We start from the raw sequence: 24894 nt of genomic DNA, 5'->3' as shown, positions 1-24894 counted from the left end.
ATTGGCAGTCCCTGCCGGGGACGAGAGCCGGGCCACCGTGGACGCCGATGTCGACCTGCTGGTCATCGGTGCCGGTGTGACCGGGATCCATCAGCTGAAGCGGGCCCTCGACGCAGGACTCTCCGCGCTGCTGCTGGAGGCCGGCCAGGGGGTCGGCGGGGTGTGGCACTGGAACCGGTATCCGGGCGCGCGCCTCGACTCGGAGAGCTACACCTACGGCTATCTGTTCTCGAAGGAGCTGTTCGAGGGCTGGGAGTGGTGCGAGCGGTTCGCCGGGCAGCCGGAGAACGAGCGGTACTTCAACTACGCCGTCGACAAGTTGGACCTGCGCAGCCGCATCCGGTTCGGGGCGCGGGTCAACTCCGTGCTGTTCGACGAGACTTCGGCCACCTGGCTGGTGCGGGCGGCCGACGGCACCGAGGTGCGGGCGCGGTTCGTGGTCGCGGCCACCGGTGTGCTGTCGGTACCGGTCTTCCCCGAGGTACCCGGCCGCGAAGACTTCAGGGGCGTGGCCCACCACACCGGCCTGTGGCCCGACACTCCCGTCGACTTCGCGGGCAAGCGGGTCGCGGTGGTCGGCACCGGTTCCAGCGGCGTCCAGGTGATCCCCGCCATCCTCGCGGACGTCGCCTCCCTGACGGTCTATCAGCGCTCACCCAACTGGTGCACCCCGCTGAACAACGAGCCGATCACGGCCGAGCAACAGGCCCAACTGAGGGTCGATTTCGAGCAGTTACGGGAGAACCTGAACGCCTCAGCGAGCGGGTTCCTGCACCAGCCGCGTGACCGCAGGGCCTTCGAGGACTCCAAGCCCGAACGGTGGGAGTTCCACGACCGGATGTGGCACAGCCCGGGCTTCGCCAAGGTGATCAGTCACTACGCCGACATGCTCACGGACAAGGCCGCCAACGACGACTGGTGCGCCTTCATGGCCGAGAAGGTCCGCGGCATCGTCGAGGACCCGGCGACGGCCGAGCGGCTCATCCCCTCCGACCACGGCTGGGCCGGGAAGCGGCCGCCCTTCGTGACCGGCTACTTCGAGGTCTACAACGATCCGAAGGTGAGCTTCGTCGATCTGCGGGAGAACCCGTTCGTCCGGGTCACAGAGACCGGCATCGAAACGGCCGACGGGCTGCGCGAGTTCGACGTCATCGTCTGGGCGTCGGGGTTCGACTTCGGCACCGGCGCCCTGAACCGGATGGGGGTGCGCGGCCGCGGCGGGCGGGCCCTGGAGGAGTACTGGGCCGACGGTCCGCGCACGTTCCTCGGGCTCATGAGCCATGGCTTTCCGAACTTCTTCTTTCCGGGCGGCCCGCACGGTGCGGCCGGCAACAACCCTCGGTACGCCGAGGACCAGGTGAACTTCATCGCCGACGCGATCGAGTACCTGCGCGATCACGGCCACCGGGTGATCGAGGTCCCCGCCGACACGGAAGCCGGCTGGAACGCCATGGTCGCGGAACTCGCCGTGTATTCCCCGTTCGGTGAGCACAGTTATTTCTTCGGTTCCAACATCGCCGGGAAGCCCAAGAGCTTCCTGCTGAATCCAGGCGGACGCCCGAAGTTGCGCGAGTTCATGGGCGAGGTCCTCCAGTCGAAATACTCCCGCTTCCTTTCCTGAACCGGAAGGCATGGTCATGCGGCAACACCTATTCGACGATCGCGTCGCGGTGGTCACCGGCGCCGGACGCGGGATCGGGCGGGCCTACGCCCTGCTCCTCGGTGAACTGGGCGCGAAGGTCGTCGTGAACGACCTGGGCGGCTCGATGGAGGGTTTCGGTTCCGACAGCGGTCCCGCCGAGGCCGTCGCCGCGGAGATCAACGACGCCGGCGGTACGGCGATCGCCGACACGAGTGACATCTCCACCACGGACGGCGGACGGCGGCCCGTCGAAGCCGCCGTCGAGGCCTTCGGGCGGATCGACATCGTCGTCAACAACGCCGGCAACGTACGGTTCGCCGGGCTGCCGGACATCGACGCCGCGAACATCGAAAGCCACCTGGCGGTGCACGTCCTCGGAGCCTTCCACACCACACGCGCCGCCTGGCCGTACATGCTGGAGCGGAACTACGGCCGGGTCGTGCTGACCGGCTCGATCGGAATGTTCGGGCTCCCGGACAACCTCGGTTACGCCACCGCCAAGGCGGCGATGATCGGGATGGCCCGCAGCATGGCGGCCTCGGCCGGCGGCCACGACATCAAGGTCAACGTGATCGCCCCCAACGCCATGACGCGGATGGGCGGCGGCCCCTCGGAGGGCATGGACGCGCTGCGCGAACAGCGCCAGCCCGGTGGCGGCGTGCTGGATCCCACGCTTGTCGCGCCCATGGTGGCGTATCTCGCCCACGAGGCGTGCGACGTGAGCGGCGAGGTGTTCCTCGCCGGAGCCGGACGTTTCGCGCACCTCTTCGTCGGGGTCACCGAGGGCTATCTGCCCGCCGACCCGCTCAAAGTCACGACCGAGGACATCGCCGGGAACCTGGACCGGATCAAGGACCACTCCGGATACCACGTTCCCCGCGACCTCATGGAATGCGTCAGCCGTTACATGGCACATCGGCAAGGAGAAGAGGGAGAAGCGTGAGCGCAGAGAAGGTCTGGCCCCATCACGAACTCGGCAAGAAGCTCAACAACTGGGGTCGTTGGGGAGACGACGACGAGATCGGCACCCTGAACTTCGTGACCCCGCAGAAGCGCGTCGAGGCCGCGCAACTCGTCCGTACGGGCAAGGCGTTCGACCTGGGCATGGCGTTCGACAGCAACGGGCCTTTCAAGTCCGGGGGTTTCCGCAACAACCCGATCCACGTCATGACGCTGCTGCCGTCCGACACCGCGTTCTCCCAGGACGGTCTGATCTCCGCCGACGACATGATCGTCACCGGTCTGCAGGCCGCCACCCAGTGGGACGGGCTGGCCCACGCGGGCTACGGCGGCACCTTCTACAACAACGTGCCGGCCGCCGCGGTCAACAACTTCCAGGGTGCCGGCCGCAACTCGTTCCACAAGGCCGTCGACCGGCTGATCTCCCGCGGGGTCCTGCTCGACATCGCGCGGCTGAAGGGCGTGGACCGGCTGGAGGACTCGTACGAGATCACGGAGGCCGACCTGCTGGCCGCCGAGGAACGGCAGGGCGTGCGCGTCGGGACCGGCGACATCGTGCTGCTGCGCACCGGCTCCTACCAGTGGTTCCTGGAGGGTGACCGCGAACACTTCCTCGGCAACGCCCCCGGGCCCTGCCTCGACACCTGCAACTGGCTGTACGAACGCGAGGTCGCGGCGCTCGCGATGGACAACCACTCCGGCGAGGTGTGGCCCAGTCCCGTCAAGGGCGCGACGATCCCGTTCCACCAGGTGGTGATCCGGGACATGGGCCTCACCCTCGGCGAGATGTTCAACTTCGAGGAGTTGGCCGCGGACTGCGAGGAGGACGGCGTGTGGGACATGCTGTTCTGCGCCCCGGGGCTGAAGGTGACGGGCTCCGTCGGCTCCCCCATCACTCCGATCGCCATCAAGTAGGGCCGGCCGTGGCGGAATTCGCCGAGGTGAGCGCGGGCGTGCGAGCGACCATCGCCGCGCACGCCCACGCCCAGGACGAGGGCCGTACCGAGGACATGGTCGCGCTGTACCTGCCGGACGGCGTGGTCGAGATACCCGGCTTCGAGCCCCTGGTGGGTGCCGACGCCATCCGTGAGGCGTTCTCCCGTCCGGGGTGGCGGCCGGATCCGGACCGGCCGCAGCGCCACCTCGTCGGCAACACGCTCCTGACGAAGTGGGACGACCGCACGGCGAAGGCGACCAGCGACGTGGTGATGCTCGTCCGCGCCGGTTCCGCCTGGTCCGTCGCCATCGTGGCGCGCTATCACGACACGTTCGAGGAGACGGCGGGGCGTTGGCTGCTGCGCCGCCGGGTGGACGAGTACGTGGGCGATCCCCCCTGACGGTCGAAGAACCGCAGGACGCTAGCCTCCGGGGCATGGCTCCCTCACCTCGTCCCCCGTCGACGATCACACGGCTCGTCGACGGGCGCGTCTGCGCCTATGACCTGGCCGGCGACGACAGGGGCCTGCTGTCGCCGGCCATGGTCTGCCGGCCGTCCCCCGGCGACGACGTCGTCGGCCACGCCGTCTCCGTCGGCCTTCGGCGCGCCTACTACACGACTCTCGACGCGGTCGTCTGCGTGACGGCGGACGGGACGGAGGTCTGGCGGTCGCGGTTCGAGCCACGGTCGGAGCAGCGGCATGGACACCGGCCCGCCTGTGTGCTGTCGTCCGACGAACTCGTCGTGTGGGCCTACCGGCCCGACGCCATGGCGGGCCGCAAGCGACCCGACCAGTGGGTCGCCCTGGACGCCGGGACCGGGGCGGTCCTCGCACAGGCCGAACTGCCGACCGTCGGGCACGGCGGGCAGCACCTGCTGCACCCGGCGGGCGACGAGGTCCTCCTCGACGTGGGCGAAGGACAGGACGGCTCGGTGATCTTCCGTGCTTCGCTGACCGGGAGCCGGATGGATCTCGTCGCCTATCCGTGGGACGACCGGTGTCTCATCGCCCTGTCGCCCGACGGGCACGAGTTCATGACCGTTCACCACGAGCAGGCCGATGTCGCCCTCCACGCCTATCCCCACGGCGAGATGAGGTTCACGCTCTCCGTCGAGGCGTTCGGACACGATCCCGACGAGGTCTACGTCGAATGGAGCGGCGGCTATCTGAACCCGGACACCGTCGTCGTCGCCCTCGGCGGCGAGACCGAGGACGAGGAGGAATGGTTCCGGCACTACCGGGTGGATGTGCGCTCCGGCCAGGTCGGAACCGAGTTCGACGCGCGCACGGACAACCCCTACGACGTCCAGCCTCTCGGGGACGGCACCTGGCTCACCACGGATCCGTCCGGTCACCCGGTCCGCTGGAGCGACTCCTAGCCCCGTCTCAGGCCTTCGCGCCCGGCATGCCGCTGGTGACGACGATCGAGGCCACCTCGCCGGTTCTGGTGCGGCCCAGCCAGACGACGCCGCCCGACTCCGCCGGGAACGTGACCAGGTCGGCCTGGTGCGACTCGTCGCGTATCCGCTCGTACGAGTCGGACAGCCGCTCGCTGTCGCGCGGCGCCGATCTGCCGTCCTTGTACGTGCGAAACGGCGCGCTCAACGTCGGCCACGCGCCGGCGTCGGCGAAGCAGCCGATATTGGCGTCGGAGCCGAACTCGACCCGCTCGCCCGGCTCAAGCCCGTCGAGGTCGTCGTCGACTCCCAGGCCCATCTCCCATCCGGCCACGGGATCGTCGCTGACGCACAGCCGAGTCGCGGCGCACTCGACGCCGTCGAAGTGCTCACCCATGAACTCGTACGGCCCCGCCGTCCACGAGAACTCCACCCGGTAGGTGCCCGGCGGAATCCGCGCGGCCAGCTCCCTCGGGGGCCTCGTGGGCAGCCCCCGCTCGTACTCCCAGATCTCGTCGTCGTGCCACGGCGCGTCCACGACGAGGCGGCCACTGGGGATGCGGATGGTGGTCACCTCCTCGATGCCCGTGACGACGACGGGCGTTTCCGGATCGTCGTACACCGTCCCCAGATGGGCTCCTGGTGTGAACGCCGTCTCCAGATACCGGGTGGCCTCCGGCCCGGCCGCCAGCCGGGCGTCCCCGCTCCACTCCATGCCCCGTCCCCTCCCTCGCCGCCCCGGTGGGCGGTCAATCGGAAAGGTACGCGGCCCCACTGACATCGGGGGTTCGGGCAGCGGCCCCCGCACGTCCGCGCGGAGACAACGGCGGTCCGAGCGCCCCCTCAGAGCTGCACGACGATCGTCTTCGTCGCGGTGCAGCTGTCGAGGGCCTCCACACCCTTTTCGCGGCCGTAGCCGGACTTGCGGAACCCGCCGAAGGGGAGTTCCACGCCGCCGCCGGCGCCGTAGGTGTTCACATAGACCTGGCCCGCCTCGACCTCCGCGGCGACCCGGTGGGCCCGGCTCAGGTCCCTGGTCCACACGGCACCGAGCAGGGCGTAGTCGGTGCCGTTCGCCAGGGCGAGGGCCTCCTCCTCGGTCGAGAACCGCATCGTGGTGAGTACGGGGCCGAAGATCTCCTCCTGGGCGATCGGAGCCGCCGGGTCCACTCCGTCGATCAGTGTCGGCGTGAAGTAGGCGCCCTCCGCCAGTCCTTCGGGCTCGGCCACCGAACCGCCGAAGACGATCTCGCCGGTGCCGGCCGACCGTACATAGCCGCGTACCCGGTCCTGCTGCTTGCGCGAGACGAGCGGGCCGAGGTCGGGGTCGTCGAGGCCCCGGCCTATCGTCACCTCGGCGAAGTGCGCCGCGATGCGCTCCACCACTTCGGCGTGCACGCTCTCGTGGACGAGGACGCGTGATCCCGCCGAGCACGTCTGCCCGGCGTTCTGCAGGATCGCGGCAGCCGCGACCTGGGCCGCCTTCTCGATGTCGGCGTCGGGGAACACCAAGTGGGCGGATTTGCCGCCGAGTTCGAGCGTCACCGGTGACACCCGCTCGGCGGTGGCCGTGGCCACGAGGGCGCCGACCCGGGTGGAGCCGACGAAGCCCAGATGGTCGATGCCGGGATGGGCCGCCAGCGCGGCACCGGCCTCGGCGCCGAGCCCGGTCACGACGTTGAACACCCCCTGAGGCAGGCCCGCTTGAATCGCGAGCCCGGCCACGGCGACCGCAGTGCGCGGTGTCTCGTCGGCCGGCTTCACCACGGCGCAGTTGCCGGTCGCGAGGGCGGGGGCGACGCCACGGGCGAGGAGTTGCAGGGGATAGTTCCAGGCAAGGATGTGGCCGGTGACGCCGTGGGGTTCGCGGCGCGTGTAGACGTGGAGGTCGGGGCGCAGGGGCAGGCTCAGGCCGTAGTAGGAGTCGATCGCGCGGCCGTAGAAACGGAAGTAACGGGCGCACACCCGAACGTCGTTGCGTGCCTGGGACAGGGGTTTGCCGGAGTCCTCGCTCTCCAGTCGGGCGAGTTCCTCCGTCCGGCTCTCGATCAGGTCGGCCAACCGGCAGAGCAGGTCGGCGCGTTGTTCCGGTGTCGTGGTGCGCCAGGCCCGCTGTGCCGCGCGTGCCGAGGCGACCGCCCTGTCGATCTGTTCGGCGCCGCCTCTCGACACCTCGCCGAGGGACTGTCCGGTCGAGGGGTCGGTGTTCTCGTAGACCTCGGGTGTCCCGACCGACACCCCGTCGATGAAGGACTCGGTGATCTGCTTCACGTCCTTTGCGTCCACATCGAGTTGGCTCATTGGGGCCTCCCGCCGCCGCATGTTCTGGTTGCTGACGTTCCGGATCGCTGAAGGCTCAGATCACGCCCTGCTCCGACAGTTCCCGGCGCCGGTCGGCGTCGAGGCCGAGGAGTCCGCCGTAGATCTCGTCGTTGTGTTCGCCGAGGGCCGGGCCGAGGTGGCTGATGCCGCCGTGGGTCGCCGAGAAGCGGGGTACCGGTGCCTGGACGCGCATGGACCCGAGTTGGGGGTCGGGGACGGACTGATAGACGTCTCTGGCCACCATCTGCGGGTCGGCGAGGAGTTGGGCGGCGTCGTAGACGGGGGCGGCGGCGACGTCGGCCGCCTCGAAGACGGCCATCGCGTCGTCCAGGGTGTGGGCACCGATCCAGTCGGCCATGATCGCGTCGATCTCGGCGGCGTGGCGCAGGCGTTGCTGTGCCTCGGCGAAGCGGGGGTCCTCGGTCAGTTCGGGGCGTCCCACTGCCCGGAGGGCGCGTTTGGCGATCGTGGGGGCGCTGCCGGACATGGCGAGCCAATGTCCGTCCTTGGTGAGGTAGACGTTGCGCGGGGCGCTGATGTCCCAGCGGTTCCCCGTCCGGTGGGGGACGGTGCCGAGTTGGTCGTAGGTCAGCACCGACTGTTCCAGCAGCCGGGCCAGCGGATCGATCAGGTTGACGTCGACGAGCTGGCCGTCGGCTCCGTGCACGTCGCGGTGGTAGAGGGCCATCATCACCGCGTAGGTGGCGGTCAGGCCGGCGACGCCGTCGGCGAGCATGAAGGACGGGAGGGTCGGCGGGCCGTCCGGGCTGCCGGTGAGGTGGGCGAAGCCGCTCATCGCCTCGCCGAGGGTGCCGAAGCCGGGACGGTCGGACTTCGGTCCGCCCGCTCCATAGCCGGTGACGTGCACCATCACCAGGCGGGCGTTCTCCGCGGCGAGGCTCGGGTGGTCGAGGCGCCATTTCCGCAGGGTCGACGGGCGCAGGTTCAGCACCACGACGTCCGACTGGCGGGCGAGCCGGCGCAGCAGGTCCCGTCCGGTCTCGTGGCGCAGGTTCAGGGTGACGCTCTTCTTGTTGCGGCCCACGCTCTTCCACATCAGGCCGACGCCGTCCTTCTGGGCACCCCATTGCCGGAGCGGGTCACCGCCGTCGGGCTGTTCGACCTTGATGACGTCCGCGCCGTGCTCGCCGAGCCAGGTGGCGATGAGCGGTCCTGCGGCGAGCGTGGCGGCATCGAGGACACGGAGTCCGGCCAGTGGTCCGGCGTTCATGGTGCGTTCCCTGCCTTCCTGTCGGGCGTCGTCCAGTGGTGCTCCGGGCGAGTTCCGCGTGCGGCCTCTCCGGGGTCGGTGCGCGGGAGCCGAGGTGAAGTCACCGGCCGCGGGCCTGAGTTGCCGCGTCGTCGTGCCCATGGGACGGACCGCTCACGCTAACGGGGCACCGGTACCGTCCCCGGCTTCCATCCCGCTCAGCGGGCACGGGACATCGCTCCCGGCCCGGCACTTCCTATGTTGATCGAGGGGCTTCCCGGCCGTGCCGAGCCGCGCCGTCAACCTGCCCTGTTCTTAGGCCACTTGACGAGGAGCGAACCATGCGGACCGACCCGGCGCCGATCACCCCGATCGCCGCGACGACCCCGATCACCCGGCTCGCGGCGAAGCAGGAGATCACGGAGGTCCTGTACCGGTACTGTCGCGGCCTCGACCGCATGGACCGCGCGCTCGCCGACACCGTCTGGCACCCGGACGGCACGGCCGACTACGGCCCTTCCTATCGGGGGTCCGCCGCCGGCTTCCTCGACTTCGTCTGGCCCTATCACGCCCAACTCGCCGCCCATTCGCACCTGGTGTCCAACGCGCTCGTCGAGGTCGACGAGGCGGCGGGAACGGCCGCCAGTGAGGCGTATGTGTCGGTGTGGCTGCGCACACGCCCCGCCGACGGTCACGTCACCGACCTGTTCCACCGGGGCCGGTACGTCGACCGCTGGTCGCGGCGTGCGGGCGTCTGGGCCATCGACCACCGAGTCTACGTCGGTGACCTCTACCGCGAGGTCACGCACGCCACCGAAGCCGCCGAGGCGCCCTCGGGGCGCCGGGACGACACCGATCCCTCCTACGAGGTGTTCCGTTCGCACACCGCCCGACACGACGCCTGACACGACCCGGCACAGCGCCTCGCCTCGGTTCGCCGTCCCGCACCCACTCCCTCGCCCCACCGGCTCACGAAAGGCCCCGATGACCACGTCACGCGGCGACCAGATGACCCTGGTCGCATTCCTCCAGGCGTCCAACGTGTCCGTGTACTCCGGCTCGTGGCGCTATCCCAGTGCGGCGGCGGACTACCTGGACGTGCGCTACTACCAGCGGATCGCGCGCGTGCTGGAAGAAGGCATGTTCGACCTGATGTTCTTCGACGACCGGCTGGCGATGCCGACGATCTACGGCGACTCGCCGGCCGACGCCGTCCGCTACGGTGCGCGGCCCGTCAAGCTCGACCTGAGCACGGTGCTGGGCGCCGTCGCGGGCGCCACCGAGCACATCGGGCTGGGCGCGACCTACTCCACGACCTACTACCAGCCCTTCCATGTGGCGCGGACGTTCGCCACCCTCGACCATCTCAGCGGCGGTCGGGCCGCCTGGAACGTCGTGACCTCGGTGAACGACGCGGAAGCGCAGAACTTCGGCCTGGACGAACACCTCGAACACGACAAGCGCTACGACCGGGCCGAGGAGTTCGTCGAGGTCGTCTCGAAGCTCTGGGACTCGTGGGAGGACGACGCCGTCGTCGCCGACCGTACGGCCGGGATCTTCGCCGACCCGGAGAAGGTCCACGAAGTCGCCCACCAGGGTGAGTACTTCACCGTGCGCGGGCCCCTGACCGTACCGCGTACCCCACAGGGGCGGCCGGTGATCATCCAGGCCGGGCAGTCGGGCCGGGGCCGGCTGTTCGCGGCCAGATGGGCCGACCTGATCTTCACCTCCGATCCGAGCCAGGAGATCGCGCGCGAGCACTACCAGGAGCAGAAGGACCTGATCACCGAGGCCGGGCGGGACGCGGGCTCCGTACGGCTGCTGCCCATGGTCTACACGATCGCCGGTGAGACGGAGGCGATCGCCCGGGAGAAGGAGGCGCTTTTCCTCGACGAACTCGTGCATCCCATGGCGTCCTTGACCCTGCTGTCCGAGGTCACCAACCACGACTTCGCCGGCCACTCGCTCGACGATGTCGTCACCGACGAACTCATCGACTCGGTGTCCGGGATCCGCGGCCTGGTCCAGGGAGTGCGGCGGCACCTCGGCGACCGCGAACTGACCCTGCGCATGCTGGCGAACCACCGGGCCACCCTGCTCCAGGGGCCGCGGTTCGTGGGCACCGGGCCGCAGATCGCCGAGCAGATGCGGCAGTGGTTCGAGGCGCGCTCCTGCGACGGCTTCGTCCTGGCCGCCACCCACTTCCCCGGCGCCTTCGAGGACTTCGTCCGGCTGGTGGTGCCCGAACTCCGCCGCCTGGGGCTCGTCCGGAGCGAGTACACGGGCCGGACCCTGCGGGAGAACCTCTCCCTCGACCGCCCGGCGAACCTGTTCACACAGGAACGGCACGACACACGCGCCTGACCGTGGACGAGACCTACCCGAGGAGAGACCAGGACACGATGAACACACCTCCCTTGCGACGCTCGGAGCTGGCCACGCCAGCCTCCAACGACCACATGTTCGCCAAGGCGGCCGCCTCGGACGCCGACCTGGTCTTCCTCGACCTGGAGGACGCGGTGGCCCCGGCGCTGCGCGAACAGGCCCGGGGCAAGGCCGTACAGGCGCTCAACGGGTACGACTGGGGCAGCACCGTCCGCGCGGTACGGATCAACGGGATCGGCACCAGGTGGGCCCATGGAGACATCATCGAGGTGGTCGAAGGGGCCGGGGAGAACCTGGACACCATCATCGTCCCGAAGGTCACGTCCGCACGGGACGTCTGGTGGGTCGACGTGCTGCTGAGCCAGTTGGAGGAGCGGCTCGGACTGGGCAGGCGGATCCGGCTGGAGGTCCTCATCGAGGACGTCGCGGGGGTCGCGCACGCCGAGGAGATCGCGACCGCGAGCACACGTCTGGACGCCGTCATCTTCGGCGCGGGCGATCTGTCGGTGTCCCAGGGCGCCCGGGTGGACACCAACTTCCGTCCGCGTGAGCCGTATCCGGGCGACTTCTGGTACTTCGCGCGAATGCAGGTGCTCACCGCGGCGCGCATCGCGGGCATCGCGGCCGTCGACGCCCCCTACCCCGACTTCCGTGACCCGGCCGGTTACGAGGAGGACGCACGATCGGCGGCCTCCTTGGGGTTCAACGGCAAGTGGGCGATCCATCCCTCGCAGATCGGGATCGCGAACCAGGTCTTCCGGGCGACGGACGACGAGGTCAGGCGGGCCCGACGGGTCCTGGAGGCGTATCGGGCCGCCGAGGCGGAGGGCCTGGGGGCCACCAGCGTCGACGGCCAGCTGGTGGACGCCGCGCATGTGAAGCTCGCGGAAGTCGTCCTCGCCCAGCACTCCGCCGTGACCGACTGACGTCAGTGACGAAGCCCTTGCGGCATCTCCTAGGCGGGAGATGCCGCCTGGCGCCGTGGATCACGACGGGTCGTGCGAACTCAGTGGTAGAGCGACAGGGGAACCCGGGCGACGATGCCGTCGACAGCGCCACCGTCGCGTGCGTCCGACCAGGTGACGTAGGCGTACTTGCCGTGGATGAGAATCCGCGACCATTCGTCACCGCCGCTGCCGAGGAAGGTGTACGGCTCGCTCGTCCGGTTGACCTTCACCGTCCGGAGGAAGGTCTTCCCGCCGTCCAAGGAGACCGTGGAGTAGGTGTCGACCAGCCCGTCGACCACGTGCCGCCACATGATGCCCAGCGCTCCCTTGGGACCGAACTCGATCCAGGGCTTCGACGCGCCCGGTGCCGCGACCACGGTCGGACCGGTCCAGGTCCGGCCCGCGTTGTCGGTGAGATACACCTCCAGATTGTCGCCCCGGGGCAGCAGGACCGCGAACCGGTCGGTCCTGGTGGGGTCGGCGGAGACCCAGGGGATCGGGTCCGACGCCAGGAGCCTGGTGTCCGGCACGAGGTCGCCCGAGGGCGGCGACACCGGGTTTCCGCTGCTGTCGGTGACCGGGAAGGCGGTAAAGGTCTTCCCGTCGTCGCGGCTCACCTCGAACACGGGGTTCACGGGGTCGACCGAGACCCCGCCCACGACCACTTCGGAAGTCGCGGTGGCCAGCACGCCGTTGTGCACGGCGATCTGGTTGCCGAAGGGCTGGTCCGGGAGTTCCTCGACCGGGGTCCAGGTCAGGCCGTGGTCCTTGCTGACCGTGACGGCCGACGGTCCGGGCTCCCCGACCGGGCCGGCGCCGACCGCGTAGACGTAGTCAGTGGCCGTGTCCACCCTCAGCCGGGGCGTGGCGGCGCGGACGGCCGGCGTGTCGACGGCGTGCGACCAGGTGCGGCCGCCGTCGGTCGACCGGGCGACACCGAGTGCGTTCGGGACATCGTTGCAGGTACCGGTGATCGGTCCGGTCGGGTCGTCGGGGCAACCCAGTTGGTTCCAGGCGAGGTAGAAGATCCCCTTCGAGTCGACGGCCAGGTACGGGTCGCCGCACTGGGGGTTGTCGCCGGCCGGCCAGGCCGTGCGGGTCCATGTCCTGCCGCCGTCGGTCGAGAACGCGGCGTAGCACTCCACCCTCACGAGTGCGGCGCCGTCGACGATGTGGTCCGTCGACGCGTACACCAGGTTCTCCGGGTTCTCGGGGTTGACCGCGACGACCGGCTGACCGTTCACCCGGTCCGGTGTGCCGGGGGTCGCGTCGACCTCGAAGCGGCCACCGGCCGGACTTGCCTGCGCGCTGGTCACGAGGAAGGGCACGGCGACCATGGCGGCAAACAGGCCGGCGCCGAACACCCTCACCCCGCTCCTCACCCGCGCGCGGAACGACTTCCCGGGCGCCGTCACCCGACGCGTTGCCCGGGGCCGTTCGGGTAACTGTGGGTCCGCACTCGCTGGTGGGACGTCTCCGTGCGGTGATCTCATGCCTGCTCCTTTGAAGGACGTCTTGAAGGACGTAGTGCTCCTGCCTGCGAGGTGCGAGCGCCGTTCGAGGACCAGACCCGGGGCCGGTCAGCCAACGGTGGTGTGGATCGCGCCGCCCGGCACGAAGCAGACCTCGTCGCCGTCGAGGGCGAGTCGGCCGTAGTGCGGGGCGGGGAAGTGGGCGGGAAAGAGGAACGCGTCTTCGTCCAGCGCCCGTCGCACGAGTGCGCGCCGGGTGGCGACGGCCGTCTCCAGGTCGTCGCAGCCCGGCAGGTGCAGTTCGGGACGGGTCAGCTGGACCGGGTGGTGGAAGGCGTCTCCGGTGAAGTACGCCCGCACGCCCGCGGAGTCGAGCGCCAGCACCGCGTGACCGAGCGTGTGGCCGGGTGCGTGCTCGACGGTCAGGCTCGGCGAGATCTCGTACGGCAGCGAGACGACCCTGGCCAGACCCGCTTCGGCGACCGGACGTATGCACTCGTCGAACACGTTGGGGCTGAAGTCGTTGGAGTGCGGCGGCCTCGCCGTGTCCCACCGCCGGTACTCGTCCGCCGCGAACACGTACTCGGCGTTGGGGAACGTGGGCACCCATCTCCCCTCGCTCCGCCGGGTGTTCCAGCCGCAGTGGTCGTGGTGGAAGTGCGTGCAGAAGACGATGTCGACCGCCTCTGGCGACACACCCGCCGCCGCGAGCCGGTCCAGATAGGGCACGTCTAGTCCGTCGAAGTAAGGCCCCCTGCCGGTACGGCCGTTGCCGGTACACGGGTCGACCAGTACCGCGCGGCCGTCCACCCGCAGCACCCAACTGTGGTTGGAGAACTGGAAGTTCATCGTGGCCCGGTCCAGGAACCCGCTGGGCAGCGGGTCCACGCGCCGCGCGATGAGAGCCTCGTCGCCGGTCAGGAAGGTCAGGGAGACCGGCAGGGTGTGCTCCTCGACCCGGTCGACCAGGGCATGGCCCAGGCTGAGTGTCCGCATGTCGTCATGCCTTCGGTGAGTACGTCTCGCGGTGGCGTGCGGTCGGCCGTCAGCCGAGGCGCTCCCGTGCGTCGGCGGGAGACTGCCGCACGGCATCGCGCAGCAGGCCGGCGAGCCGGTCGGCGGGGAGCGGGGCACCGGGGCAGTCCAGGAACCACCTCATGACGTCCGCGTCCCCGGTCGGCCCCGCCGGGCGTTCGGGCAGGTACGGCTGGACGTAGACCGCCGTGTTGGGCTCGCTGCGCCAGCTCTCCGACAGGGGACCCAGGTCGACGGCGTCGTACCCCAGGACATCGAGCAGCCGGATCGTCTCCTCCTTGGCGGCGGCGCTGTCACCGGCCAAAGGCAGCGCGCTGCGGTCCACGGCGCCGATGGGCCGGGCCAGGATCTCCAGCCGCCGGAAGTCGATGTTGTTGAACACCTTGACCACCCGCGCCCCGGGAAGGTGACGCTGCACCAGCTCGCTGGAGGTCAGCTCGCGGGAGTCCAGTTCGGCGAGGGAGCCGTCGCGCCCGGGGTAGTAGTTCATGGTGTCCACCACGGTCTTCCCCGCGAGGGCGTCGACGGGCAACTGCCGGAGCGCGCCGAGGGGGACGGTGGCCACCACGATGTCGCCCAGGCGCGCCGCGTCCGCCACCGTGGCGGCCCTGGCGCCCTCTCCCCACTGCCCCACCGTGTCGATGAGCGTCTGCGGGCCGCGCGAGTTGCTGACGACCACGTCCAGTCCGGCGGTGAGCGCCAGCCGGGCCAGCGCCCCGCCGATCCGTCCGGCTCCGATGAGCCCGAGGGTCTTCGTCACTTCCCTGGTCCTTCCTTGCCGCCGTTCGGCGAGGGCCGAGCGGTGCCTCAGTAGGCGATGGCGACGTGGAGGGCCGACTCGCGGTCGCCCGCCGTCTCGATCGCCTCGATGATCCGGTCGAGCTCGAAGGTGTGGGTGATGATGGAGGCGAGTTCGAACCGTCCGCTCTCCATGATCTTCATGACGTCCACGACGTCCTCGGGCCGGTAGCCGCCCGGTCCGATGATCTCCTGCTCGCCGTAGGCCAGCCGGACCAGGTCGACGGCGACCGGCTTGGGGTGGACGGCGACCGCGCCGATGCGCGCGCCGGGCTTCGCCATGGACTGGATGGTGGCGAACAGTTCGTCGGGCCCCGCCGCCTCGACGTAGATGTCGACGTCGGGGAAGGTCCCCATCAGGGTCTTCACCTCGCCGAACACCTCATCGGCTCGCCTGCGCAGGTCCTCCCGCGCGGAGTTGCAGGTCACGAATCCGAGTCCGGCGGCCTTCGCCAGCCGGAAGTCGGACAGGTCCACCACCATGACCTCCGCGGCACCGAAGCTCTTCAGCGCCACCGCCGCGGCGATCCCGATCGTGCCGGCACCGACGACGACGGCCTTCTCCCCCTGCCGCGGACGGCAGCGACGCACAGCGCGGTGGGCCACCGTGAAAGGCTCGATGAGTCCGGCCACAGGTGTCGGGATCCGGTCGTCGACCTTGAACACCTGCTCACCCACACGGCAGTTCGGGACGAGGATGTACTCGGAGAACCCGCCCAGGCATCCGGCGCGACTCGGGTCGCCCTTGGCCGTCAGGGGGTAGGGGTAGACGCGGTCGCCGACGGACAGGCCGGTCACCTCGCTGCCCACCTCGGCGATCTCGGACACGACCTCGTGGCCGAACTGCTCGCCCTTCAGGATCTGGTGCGCCCCGGGACCGTGCCGGTAGACCGACACGTCCGAACCGCAGATGCCGGCGTACAGGTTGCGCAGCAGCACGTCCCGCGGACCGCAGGTGGGTGTCACCAGCTCGGTGACGGTGATGTCGAACGGCCCGTTGTAGATGGCGGATTTCATCGTGGGGTCCTTCCGGTCCGAGAGGGGGCACCAGGTCTCCCCGTGGTGATCACCGCGAGCGTGTTGACCGCGCCGGGGAGTCACGGCTCGCGAAAAGCTAGGGCGGTGGGGGCTCGCGCCGAGGCCGGTGTCCCGCTGGGCGGACTACTTTCTCCGCGGGCTCCGGGCCGGCACCGGCGCGCTCAGTCGCCGCGCAGTGTCCCGGCCAGGCCCCCGTCGACCAGGATGTCGGTGCCGGAGATGAACGACGCCTGGTCGGAGGCGAGGAAGGCGACCACGCCGGCGATCTCGATCATCGTGCACTCACGGGCGAGCGGGGTCCTGACATAGAGATCGTGTTTGACCGGACTGCGCGCGAACTCGAACGCCCCCATGGGGGTGGCGATGAGCCCCGGAGAGAGACTGACGATCCGCGCCCCCCGCTGTCCCCACGTCCATGCCTCACGTCGGCACAGGGACAGCAGACCGTATTTGGAGAGCTGGTACGCCATCGCGGAGGTGCGCTCCTCTTCGCCGAGCGCCTCCTTGAGACGGGTCGGCGTCCGGGCGTCGTGCGGGTCGCGCAGTACGGCCTCGGCGGCGGCGCTCGGTGTCACGGTGTGCGCGGCGAGGGACGCGATGAGGATCGCCGCCGCGCCGGGCTCCGCGCAGGGCAGCAGCGCGCGCGTGACGAGTGCGGCTCCGGTGAGGTTGACCCGCACGACGCTCTCGAAGTCCGCGGCCGACGGGGAGAGCCCGGCGACGTGCGCGAGCGCGGCGAACCCTCCTCGCCGCTTCACCTCTTCGGCGAGTTCCAGGACCGACTCAGGCCGCGTGATGTCACAGTGCACCGGCTCGGCGTCGCCGCCCTCGTCGCGCATTCTCTGCGCGACCTCGTCCGCCTTGTCCTTGTCGATGTCCGCGATGAGCAGCCGGTGGTGCTGGCCGAGCCGTCGCGCCACCGCCGTGCCGAGGCCGCCGGCCCCGACCACCACCGCCAGACTCCAGTCCGGCCGCTTGCTCGTGCCGAGTTCATGCATGACCACGCTCCGCCTTTCCAAGGTCCGGCGTCCGGCATCCCCGCTGGGTCAGGGGATCGACGGCCAGTGTGGTCACCGACGGATCGTCGCCCGTGGGCGTGTCCTGAAGCGGGAAGTGGCAGGCGACATACTGGTCCGCGCGCACCTCCCGCACCTGCGGCTCGCTGACGGCGCACCGGTCCTCCGCCCTCGGGCACCGGGTACGGAACCGGCAGCCCGAGGGGGGCGCCAGGGGTGAGGGGATGTCCCCTTCGAGAGCGGGTCCGGCGAACCCCCGGTCGGAGTCGATCAGCGGCACCGAATCGAGCAGGGCCCTGGTGTAGGGGTGGGCGGGCCGCTCGTACACCAGGTCGGCATCACCGAACTCGCACACCTTGCCCAGATACATCACCATGACGTCGTCGCTGACCGCGCGGACGACGCTGAGGTCATGAGCGATGAACACGACGGTCAGCGCGTAGGCGGCCTTGATGTCCTCGATCAGGTTGAGCGTCTGGGCCTGCACGGAGACATCGAGGGCCGACACCGGCTCGTCGCAGATCAACAGCTTCGGATTCAGCGCCAGGGCCCTGGCTATGGCGACCCGCTGCGCCTGGCCGCCGGACAGCTGACGAGGCATCATTTCGGCGAACCGCGGCTCGGCGAGCCCCACTTGGGCCAGGACCGTGGCAGCCCGCTCGGTGCGCTCGGCGACCGGCATGCCTCCGATCACCAGGCCCTCCTCGACCACGTCCCGGACCCTGCGGCGTGGGTTCAGCGAGGCCACCGGGTCCTGGAAGACCATCTGCATGTCACGTCGGAGGGTGCGCATCCGCTGTGGGCGGGCCCGGTCGATGCGCTCGCCGTCGAACTCGATCGTGCCGCCGGTCGCGTGGTCCAGGCGCAGCACGGCCCGGCCCGTGGTGGACTTGCCGCAACCCGACTCGCCGACGATGCCGAGGGTCTCGCCGGGCAGGACGTCGAAGCTGACCCCGGACACCGCCTGCACGACCCCGGCATCGGTGGCGTACTCGACGACCAGGTCCCGTACGGTCAACAGGGCGCCGTCACCCCGGAGATGGGCGTTCCCGCTACCGGCCATCGTGGCCCCCCGTCACCGGCGGTGTGCCGGGCGCGCCGACCGGAACGCAGCACGCGACCCGGTGGTCGGGTCCCACGGAGGTCATGACGGGCCCCGGCACACCGCACTCGGTCCGTACCGCGGTGCAGCGGGGTCCGAACCGGCAGCCCGGCGGCGGTGCGACGGGATCCGGCAGTGTGCCGGGGATCAGGCGCAAGGGGGTGTGCCGTTCGTGGTCGATCGTGGGAACCGCCTCCAGCAGGGCGTGGGTGTACCGGTGGCGCGGTGCCGTGAACACGGTCCGCGTCGCCCCGACTTCGGCGAGGCGGCCCGCGTACATCACGGCCGTACGGTCGGTGCGTCCGGCGACCACGGCGAGATCGTGGCTGATCAGCATGAGGGCCGTGCCCCGGTCCCGCTGGATGCGGCGCAACAGGTCGAGGACCTGGCGCTGGACGGTCACGTCAAGTGCCGTCGTCGGCTCGTCCGCGATGACCAGGTCGGGTTCACACGCCAGCGCGATGGCGATCATCACGCGCTGGCGCAAGCCCCCGGACAGTTCGTGCGGATAGTTGCGCAGCCGACGCTCCGGGTCGGGCACGCCCACCTCGACGAGGAGATCGACGGCCCGCCCCCGCGCCTCCGCGCGCCCGACGCCGAGGTGCCGGCGCATGCCCTCGGTGAGCTGCCGCTCCACCCGTACGACCGGGTTGAGCGACCTCCCCGGGTCCTGGAGCACCATGGCGACCTGCGTGCCCCAGATCTTCCTGAGCTCGCTCCGGGACAGGGTGAGCAAGTCCCGTCCCCGGAAGAGGATGTGACCGCTGCACCCCGCACCCCTCGGCAGCATGCCCATGACCGCCTTCGCTGTCACCGACTTGCCGGAACCCGACTCCCCCACGACGCCCAGCGCCTGTCCGTGCCCGATCGTGAGGGAGACGTCGTCGACGGCCCGTACGACACCGCGCGGCGTCCCGATGTGGACCCGGAGATCGCGGACTTCGAGGATGGGGTCGATCAAGTCGGTCGAGCCGGCCGGGGCGCCTAGTGCTTGATCCACAGGTCCTCCGGAAGCAGCGAGCCGAACCCGTACTGGGTGAGGCCGCCGACGTTCTTGCCGGAGATCGCGCTACCGGCGCTGCGCAGGATCCAGAGCATGGGGCGCAGTGCCACGAGCCGCCGCTGCACGGTCTCGTAGGCGGCCTTGCGGTCCGCGACGGTGGTCGCCGTGCGGCCCTTCAGCAGGGCCTGGTTGAGCTGGGCGTCGTTGATGCCCGTCATGTTGGTCGGCGAGTCGCCCTGGAACGCGGTCCAGAGCCTGGGCTCCGGGTCGTTGAAGGCGGCGGACGACACCACGGCGTCGAAGTCGTGCGAGGTCTGGAGGGGAATGAACTCCGCGTAGTCGACCACCTTGATCTTCATGGTGACGTTCTTGAACTTGCTGAGCTGGGACTGGATCGACTCCGCCTGGGCCTTGTTCTCCGTCGACGCGGTGGTGGTGAAGGTGAACGAGACGGGCTTGCCGTCGGCCGCGATCTCGTCGAACAACTTCTGCGCGGCGGCCGCGTCGGGCTTGCCCACCGGGATGTCGCTGTAGAGAGGCGAGGACTTGCGGAACACCGTGTCGACGGTCTCGCCCGTCCCGTTGTACACCGACGCGTTCAGGGCGTTGAAGTCGATGGCGTCGGACAGCCCTTCGCGGGCCCGGATGTCGTTGAACGGCGCGCGCCGGGTGTTGAGGGCGAGGTAGGTGCCACCGCTGAGCGGGGACGTCGTGGTCGGCAGCCCCGCGTCGGACGCCTTCTTCAGGTTCTCCCAGTTCTGTTCGATGGCGAGGTCGGCGCCGCCGCTGATCACGGTGTTGACGCGCTGGGTGGCGTCGAGGGCGACCGTCAGGGTGAGCTGGTCCAGGTAGGGCTTGGGTGCGTCCCAGTACTTGGGGTTCTTCACCAGCACCATGGCGTCCTGCCGGCGCCACTCCTTCAGCGTGTACGGGCCGGCGCCGACGGGGTGTGCGTCGTAGGCCTTCGCCCCCTTGCCGAGCGCGGCCGGTGAGGCGATCCAGTTCATGGACGTGGTGACGACGGACTGGGCGAACTGGGCCATGGGCTCTGCCAGAGTGACCTTCAGCGTCGTCGCGTCGACGGTCTTCGTCGACGTCACCAGCGAGGCATCGGCCTGGTACGGGGACGCGGTGGCCGGGTCGCGCATGCGGTCCCAGTTGTACTTGACGGCGGCGGCGTTGAGCGCGGTGCCGTCGGAGAACGTCAGCCCGTCACGCAGTTTCAGCTCGAAGGTCTTCCCGCCGTCCGAGGAGCTGAAGGACTTGGCCAGGGAGCCGCGGATCTTCCCGGACTGGGGATCGTCCGTCAGCAGGGTGCCGTAGAGCGCGTTGCCGACGATGGCGCCGCTGACGAAGTTGTTGCCCATCTGCGCGGGATCGAGGGTGCGGAGTTCGCTGAGGGTGAGGACGCGGGCGGACCCGCCGGCGACCGGCTTGCCCGTCGCCCCGGTCGATCCCCCGGCGCTCTTCCCACCGCCGCCGCCCCCGCAGGCACCGAGCAGGAGTGCCGCGGTGGCTGCTGCGGCAATCGTGGTGAAGTACCTTCTACGGATCATCGTTGACCCCTTGTCGTGGACCGTTCGGGAAAGCCGGCCGCCCCGGAGCGGGCAGGGGCCGGACCGCGTCAGTCGTGCAGACCGCGGTCGAACCGGTGGCGCAGGTGGTCACCGGCCTGGTTGAGGGCGAACACGGTCAGGAAGATGAACGCGGTGGGCACGAAGACGAGGTGCGGGTAGTCACCGACGGAGTCCTTGCCGTCGGAGATCATTCCGCCCCAGCTCGGTGAGGGGGGTGGGATGCCCATGCCGAGGAAGCTCAGTGAGCCCTCCGCCACGATCAGCGCGGCCATCACGACGGGCAGGTAGGCGCCCAGTGAGGGCAGCAGGTTGGGCAGGATCTCCCGGGCCAGGATGCGCCGCCTGCTCGCGCCCATGGTGCGGGCGGCGGTGATGAACTCGCGGGAGGCCCAGGACAGCGTGTTGGCTCGGGCCAGCCGGACGAAGGCCGGGACGACCAGCAGGGTCAGCCCGATGAGGATGGTCGGCACGCTGGGGGTGAGGACGGCGGCCAGCGCGAGCAGGAGGATCAGCGGCGGGAACGCGAGCATCGCGTCCGCGATCAGCCTGATCACCGAGTCGGTACGGCCGCGGAGATATCCGCCGACCATGCCGAGTACGGTCCCCACGGCCGAGCCGATCAGGCCCGCACCGGCTCCGACCAGCAGCGAGACCCGTGCTCCGTAGACGCACCGGGACAGCAGCGAGCGGCCGAGCTGGTCGGTGCCGAGCAGCAGGTCGAGCGAGTGGAGGCTCGGTGTCTGCCGGGGCAGGCCGACAGGGCGGTCGTAGGGCGCCAGCGGGAGGACGTCGGCGCACACCGCCGCGAGGACGATCACGGCGAGCCAGGTGTAGGCGATCCCGACGAGGATCGACCGTCTGCGGCGCACGGCCGGGACGGAGGGCTCCGTCCCGGCGCCGTCACCGGTCCCGGTGTCCGGTCCCTTCGTGACGGTGCGCTGGACGCTCGTCATGCTGCGGCCGCCTTTCTGACCCGCGGATCGAGCCAGTGGTAGCTGAGGTCGACGAGCGTGTTGACGAGGACGTAGACCACGACGACGAAGACCACGATTCCCTGCACCGAGACGAGGTCCCGGGAGACGATCGAGGAGACGACCAGCTGGCCGAGGCCGGGCAGCGAGAACAGGATCTCGACGACGACGGTCCCGCCGATCAGCCGGCCGAGGTTGATGCCGGCGAGTGTGATCAGGGAGAACGACGACGGCCGCAGCGCGTGGCGGACCATGACGTAGGCGGGGCTCATCCCCTTGGCCCGGGCGGCGGCGATGTAGTCCTCGCGCAGGGTGGAGATGAGATCCGCCCGCAGCGCCCGGTGGAAGGCCGCGATCTCGGTCAGGGCGATCGACACGGCCGGGAGCAGGGCGCCGCGCAGGTTCGCTCCGAGGCCGTCGGTACTGACCCGGGCCCATCCGCTGACGGGGAGCCAGCCCAGCTTCAGCGAGAAGAAGTAGATGAGCACGGGCCCCGCGATGAAGGCCGGCACCGACAGGAGCACCGACGAGAGGGCCGTGGCCCCACGGTCCACCGCAGACCCTTCCCAGGCCGCGGAGACGATGGCCAGGAGCAGGGCGACGACCAAGGACAACGTCAGTGCGATGGCGGCGAGTTCCAGTGTCACGGGCAGTCGGGACAGGACCGCGTGCGTGACCGATTCGTTGGTGACCGGCGAGGTGCCGAGATCGCCCGTGACGGCGTGCCCGAGCCAGTCGGTGTACTGATGCCAGAGGGGTTGGTCCATGCCGAGTCTGGCGTTCAGTTTCGCGACCGCCGCCGGTGTCGCGTTCTCCCCCAGGATGACGGAGGCGGCCGATCCCGGCGCCAGACTCAGCAGTGCCACGGAGCCCATCGTGACCAGGATGATCACGACCAGGCTGCGCAGGACCCGTTTCGCGGTGGTGAGCACCATGCGACTCGCTTCCTTGGGAGGCGTAGGTGACGTGTGGTCGTCCGGTGAGGTGTGCGACCGCCGCCGCGGTGGGTGAGATCCGTGCGGGCGGAGGCCTGGAACCGGCTCATTCGCCTACCGCCGCACCGGGGTTGGCGCGATGGGAGCCCAGCATGGGGACTGGCCTGAACCGGTTGGTGGAGCATGTCCGCTCAACGGAACAGATTGTCGGCGCGGGCGGATGCGGCGGGCCGGACGGGTCAGTGCGCCGGGACCACTGGCTGCGTACGGGGTTGCTCCGCCGCAGCCACCTGCCCCTTCCTCCGCTTGTCGTGACGGCGCTCGCGGCGCGTCTCCGCCATGGTGTACAGGGTGGGGATCAGCACCAGAGTGAGGAGCGTGGAGCTGATCAGGCCGCCGATGACCACGACTGCAAGGGGTCCGGAGATGAGTTCACGAAAGCTCGCGATCTCCTTTCAGATCAGCGCGGGTGTTGCTTACCTCCCTCGGATTCGTTGGTGTGGTAGGCGCATCCCCGACTCGATTCGCACCCATCCTTCCGCTGCCTGGAAACCACCGGCATGTAGCTGAACGTGATGCTCAGACCGTGACCTCCATGGCGATGGGACGTTCTGTGGTGGGAGAGCAGGCGGTCGCGAGCGCTGGGGTGCACATGACGTCCACTTTCCCTCGTCGGGAGCTGATTCGTGTCGGTGTCGTGGGGCTGAGCGCGAGCGGCGGGTGGGCGGCCACCGCCCATGTGCCGGCGCTGGCCGAGCTCGACGGATACGAGTTGCGGGCCGTGAGTGCCAGCAGCGGCGAGTCGGCGCGTGCGGCCGGTGAGAAGTATGCGGTGCCGCTGGCCTTCGGCAGCGCGGAGGAGCTGGCCCGCAGTGACGAAGTCGATCTCGTGGTGGTGACGGTGAAGGTTCCGCATCACCTGGAGCTCATCCGGCCCGCGCTGGAAGCGGGGAAGATGGTGTTCAGCGAGTGGCCGCTCGGTGCCGACCTCGCGCAGGCCGAAGAGCTGGCCGACCTCGCGCAGCGCATGGGTGTGCTCACGGCTGTCGGCCTGCAGGCACGGTCGGCGCCGCCTCTTCGGTATCTGCGGGACCTGGTCGCCGACGGCTACGTGGGGCGGGTGCTGTCGACCAGCATGCTCGGCTGGGGCGGGCCCTGGGGCGCCATGTACGACGACGACCATGCGTACCTGCTGGACGTCACGAGCGGCGCCACACTGCTGACGATCCCCTTCGGGCACTCGGTCGACGCGCTGACCATGGTGCTCGGCGAATTCCGCGAGGTATCGGCTCACATCGAGAACCTGCGTCCCGAGGTCACCCACGTGACGAGCGGGGCGGTCGCGGTCAAGAGCACCGAGGACCAGATCGCCGTGACCGGTCTGCTCGAATCGGGGGCCGTGGCCGCGATGCAGTTCCGCGGCGGCACATCCCGGGCCACCGGGTTCCACTGGGAGATCAACGGCACCCAGGGCGACCTCGTCGTGAAGGCAGACCACGACCTGTGGTGGATGGGGCGGCTGCGGCTGTACGGCGCCCGGGGCGACGACGGCGGCCTGGCCGAACTTCCGGTCCACGCCCGCTACCAGCGGTCGCTGACACACTGGACCGAGCGATCCGCCGAGCCCGCCTATAACGTCGCCCACGAGTACGCGCTTCTGCGCGACCAGATCACCGGGAGCCTCGCACCGGACGAGGACGGCGTCCCCGACTTCCGGCACGCCGCCCGGCGGCACGCCATGCTGGAACGGGTCCGAGAGGCGGCGCGCACGGGCCGGAAGGTCGCACTCGCAGAGCACGGCGCGTAAGCCCCGACGGCCTCCGGTGAGAAGTCGGCCCCGACCGCACGGCCCCAAGATCCGCAAAGCGCCGGTGATGCGCGTCGAGCACGACGGGCGCTGTGCGGTGGTCGGCTGGTTGGGCGGATCCCCCAAACATCCGCTGTGGTACTTCAACATCGAGGCCGATCCGCACGTCGAACTCCAGGACGGCCCCAGGAAGCAGGACATGACGGCCCATGAGGCCACCGACGAGGAGAGGGCCGCCGCGCACCGGCGCGGCCAACGCCCTTGGCCTGCGCACTCGGGCGGGAAGTCCCGCGAAATCCGGCGAACTCGCGAGACCTGCTGACGGGAAGTCAGAAGACT

The 24894-nt window shown here is 70.0% G+C and carries 24 protein-coding genes; 10 read left to right on the top strand and 14 right to left on the bottom strand.

The annotated features are described in order from the left end of the window. Position 1 precedes the first annotated feature (1 nt). Genes ABT137_RS02735 through ABT137_RS02715 form a run of 5 tightly spaced genes read left to right on the top strand, consistent with a single transcriptional unit; the run spans position 2 to position 4919 of the window. Positions 2 to 1621, top strand: coding sequence for a flavin-containing monooxygenase (locus ABT137_RS02735; protein WP_351701326.1), 1620 nt, complete (start codon positions 2 to 4; stop codon positions 1619 to 1621). Between the two features lie 16 nt (positions 1622 to 1637). After that, on the top strand, positions 1638 to 2585 hold the full coding sequence (locus ABT137_RS02730; RefSeq protein WP_351701323.1) for an SDR family NAD(P)-dependent oxidoreductase: 948 nt from the start codon (positions 1638 to 1640) through the stop codon (positions 2583 to 2585). Then, entirely contained in the window at positions 2582 to 3517 is a 936-nt protein-coding gene (locus ABT137_RS02725) for a cyclase family protein (protein ID WP_351701320.1), read from the top strand. Before ABT137_RS02730 ends, ABT137_RS02725 begins: the two co-directional genes overlap by 4 nt. 8 nt (positions 3518 to 3525) lie before the next feature. Next, positions 3526 to 3939 carry a nuclear transport factor 2 family protein gene (locus ABT137_RS02720; RefSeq protein ID WP_351701317.1) on the top strand — a complete coding sequence of 138 codons (414 nt, stop codon included), beginning with the start codon at positions 3526 to 3528 and terminating at the stop codon, positions 3937 to 3939. 35 nt (positions 3940 to 3974) lie between these two features. Next, positions 3975 to 4919: a hypothetical protein gene (locus ABT137_RS02715; RefSeq protein WP_351701314.1), complete on the top strand. Its 945-nt coding sequence runs from the start codon at positions 3975 to 3977 to the stop codon at positions 4917 to 4919. Between the two features lie 7 nt (positions 4920 to 4926). On the opposite strand, the gene ABT137_RS02710 is transcribed toward ABT137_RS02715, so the two are convergent. The 3 genes from ABT137_RS02710 to ABT137_RS02700 all read right to left on the bottom strand — a co-directional run bounded on the left by ABT137_RS02710 (position 4927) and on the right by ABT137_RS02700 (position 8490). Next, positions 4927 to 5652: a DUF4241 domain-containing protein gene (locus ABT137_RS02710; protein ID WP_351701311.1), complete on the bottom strand. Its 726-nt coding sequence runs from the start codon at positions 5650 to 5652 to the stop codon at positions 4927 to 4929. 128 nt (positions 5653 to 5780) lie between these two features. Continuing rightward, positions 5781 to 7238, bottom strand: a complete 1458-nt coding sequence (locus ABT137_RS02705) for an aldehyde dehydrogenase family protein (protein ID WP_351701308.1) — start codon at positions 7236 to 7238, stop codon at positions 5781 to 5783. A 55-nt stretch (positions 7239 to 7293) separates the two neighbouring features. Then, positions 7294 to 8490, bottom strand: coding sequence for a CaiB/BaiF CoA transferase family protein (locus ABT137_RS02700; protein ID WP_351701305.1), 1197 nt, complete (start codon positions 8488 to 8490; stop codon positions 7294 to 7296). 320 nt (positions 8491 to 8810) lie between these two features. On the opposite strand from ABT137_RS02700, the gene ABT137_RS02695 reads away from it, so the two are divergent. From ABT137_RS02695 to ABT137_RS02685, 3 genes are all read left to right on the top strand, one after another. Continuing rightward, positions 8811 to 9374 (top strand): nuclear transport factor 2 family protein, encoded by a 564-nt coding sequence (locus ABT137_RS02695; RefSeq protein ID WP_351701302.1) that lies wholly within the window; start codon positions 8811 to 8813, stop codon positions 9372 to 9374. 79 nt (positions 9375 to 9453) lie between these two features. Then, the gene (locus ABT137_RS02690) at positions 9454 to 10833 is read left to right on the top strand and encodes an LLM class flavin-dependent oxidoreductase (protein WP_351701299.1); all 1380 of its coding nucleotides are present in this window, start codon (positions 9454 to 9456) and stop codon (positions 10831 to 10833) included. A 38-nt stretch (positions 10834 to 10871) separates the two neighbouring features. Then, the gene (locus ABT137_RS02685) at positions 10872 to 11780 is read left to right on the top strand and encodes an HpcH/HpaI aldolase/citrate lyase family protein (RefSeq protein WP_351701296.1); all 909 of its coding nucleotides are present in this window, start codon (positions 10872 to 10874) and stop codon (positions 11778 to 11780) included. 80 nt (positions 11781 to 11860) lie between these two features. Here ABT137_RS02685 and ABT137_RS02680 read toward each other — a convergent pair whose 3' ends face one another. From ABT137_RS02680 to ABT137_RS02630, 11 genes are all read right to left on the bottom strand, one after another. Continuing rightward, on the bottom strand, positions 11861 to 13171 hold the full coding sequence (locus tag ABT137_RS02680; protein WP_351701293.1) for a sialidase family protein: 1311 nt from the start codon (positions 13169 to 13171) through the stop codon (positions 11861 to 11863). Between the two features lie 210 nt (positions 13172 to 13381). Then, a complete protein-coding gene (locus ABT137_RS02675; RefSeq protein WP_351701290.1) occupies positions 13382 to 14269 on the bottom strand; it encodes an MBL fold metallo-hydrolase in 888 nt (295 codons plus the stop codon). A gap of 49 nt (positions 14270 to 14318) precedes the next feature. Next, positions 14319 to 15068, bottom strand: coding sequence for an NADPH-dependent F420 reductase (locus tag ABT137_RS02670; protein ID WP_351701287.1), 750 nt, complete (start codon positions 15066 to 15068; stop codon positions 14319 to 14321). Between the two features lie 47 nt (positions 15069 to 15115). Next, entirely contained in the window at positions 15116 to 16123 is a 1008-nt protein-coding gene (locus ABT137_RS02665) for a zinc-dependent alcohol dehydrogenase (RefSeq protein WP_351701284.1), read from the bottom strand. A gap of 182 nt (positions 16124 to 16305) precedes the next feature. Then, positions 16306 to 17142 (bottom strand): SDR family oxidoreductase, encoded by an 837-nt coding sequence (locus tag ABT137_RS02660; protein WP_351701281.1) that lies wholly within the window; start codon positions 17140 to 17142, stop codon positions 16306 to 16308. Next, a complete protein-coding gene (locus ABT137_RS02655; protein WP_351701278.1) occupies positions 17135 to 18223 on the bottom strand; it encodes an ABC transporter ATP-binding protein in 1089 nt (362 codons plus the stop codon). Before ABT137_RS02655 ends, ABT137_RS02660 begins: the two co-directional genes overlap by 8 nt. Continuing rightward, complete coding sequence (locus ABT137_RS02650; protein WP_351701275.1) at positions 18213 to 19262, bottom strand: ABC transporter ATP-binding protein; 1050 nt, start codon at positions 19260 to 19262, stop codon at positions 18213 to 18215. Before ABT137_RS02650 ends, ABT137_RS02655 begins: the two co-directional genes overlap by 11 nt. Continuing rightward, positions 19247 to 20821 carry an ABC transporter substrate-binding protein gene (locus tag ABT137_RS02645; protein ID WP_351701273.1) on the bottom strand — a complete coding sequence of 525 codons (1575 nt, stop codon included), beginning with the start codon at positions 20819 to 20821 and terminating at the stop codon, positions 19247 to 19249. The genes ABT137_RS02650 and ABT137_RS02645 overlap by 16 nt, the downstream gene beginning before the upstream one ends. A gap of 68 nt (positions 20822 to 20889) precedes the next feature. Next, complete coding sequence (locus ABT137_RS02640) at positions 20890 to 21795, bottom strand: ABC transporter permease (protein ID WP_351701270.1); 906 nt, start codon at positions 21793 to 21795, stop codon at positions 20890 to 20892. Next, positions 21792 to 22748, bottom strand: a complete 957-nt coding sequence (locus tag ABT137_RS02635; RefSeq protein WP_351701267.1) for an ABC transporter permease — start codon at positions 22746 to 22748, stop codon at positions 21792 to 21794. Before ABT137_RS02635 ends, ABT137_RS02640 begins: the two co-directional genes overlap by 4 nt. Positions 22749 to 22987: 239 nt before the next feature. Then, the gene (locus tag ABT137_RS02630; protein WP_502984463.1) at positions 22988 to 23155 is read right to left on the bottom strand and encodes a hypothetical protein; all 168 of its coding nucleotides are present in this window, start codon (positions 23153 to 23155) and stop codon (positions 22988 to 22990) included. Positions 23156 to 23343: 188 nt separating this feature from the next. On the opposite strand from ABT137_RS02630, the gene ABT137_RS02625 reads away from it, so the two are divergent. Both ABT137_RS02625 and ABT137_RS02620 read left to right on the top strand, forming a co-directional pair. Beyond that, positions 23344 to 24555, top strand: coding sequence for a Gfo/Idh/MocA family oxidoreductase (locus tag ABT137_RS02625; protein ID WP_351701264.1), 1212 nt, complete (start codon positions 23344 to 23346; stop codon positions 24553 to 24555). A 67-nt stretch (positions 24556 to 24622) separates the two neighbouring features. Beyond that, positions 24623 to 24877, top strand: a complete 255-nt coding sequence (locus ABT137_RS02620) for a nitroreductase/quinone reductase family protein (RefSeq protein ID WP_502984462.1) — start codon at positions 24623 to 24625, stop codon at positions 24875 to 24877. Positions 24878 to 24894: the final 17 nt, after the last annotated feature.

This window comes from Streptomyces sp. NPDC001980, from assembly GCF_040296885.1.
Classification (GTDB): domain Bacteria; phylum Actinomycetota; class Actinomycetes; order Streptomycetales; family Streptomycetaceae; genus Streptomyces.
This window is presented reverse-complemented; position numbering and strand designations above follow the sequence as displayed.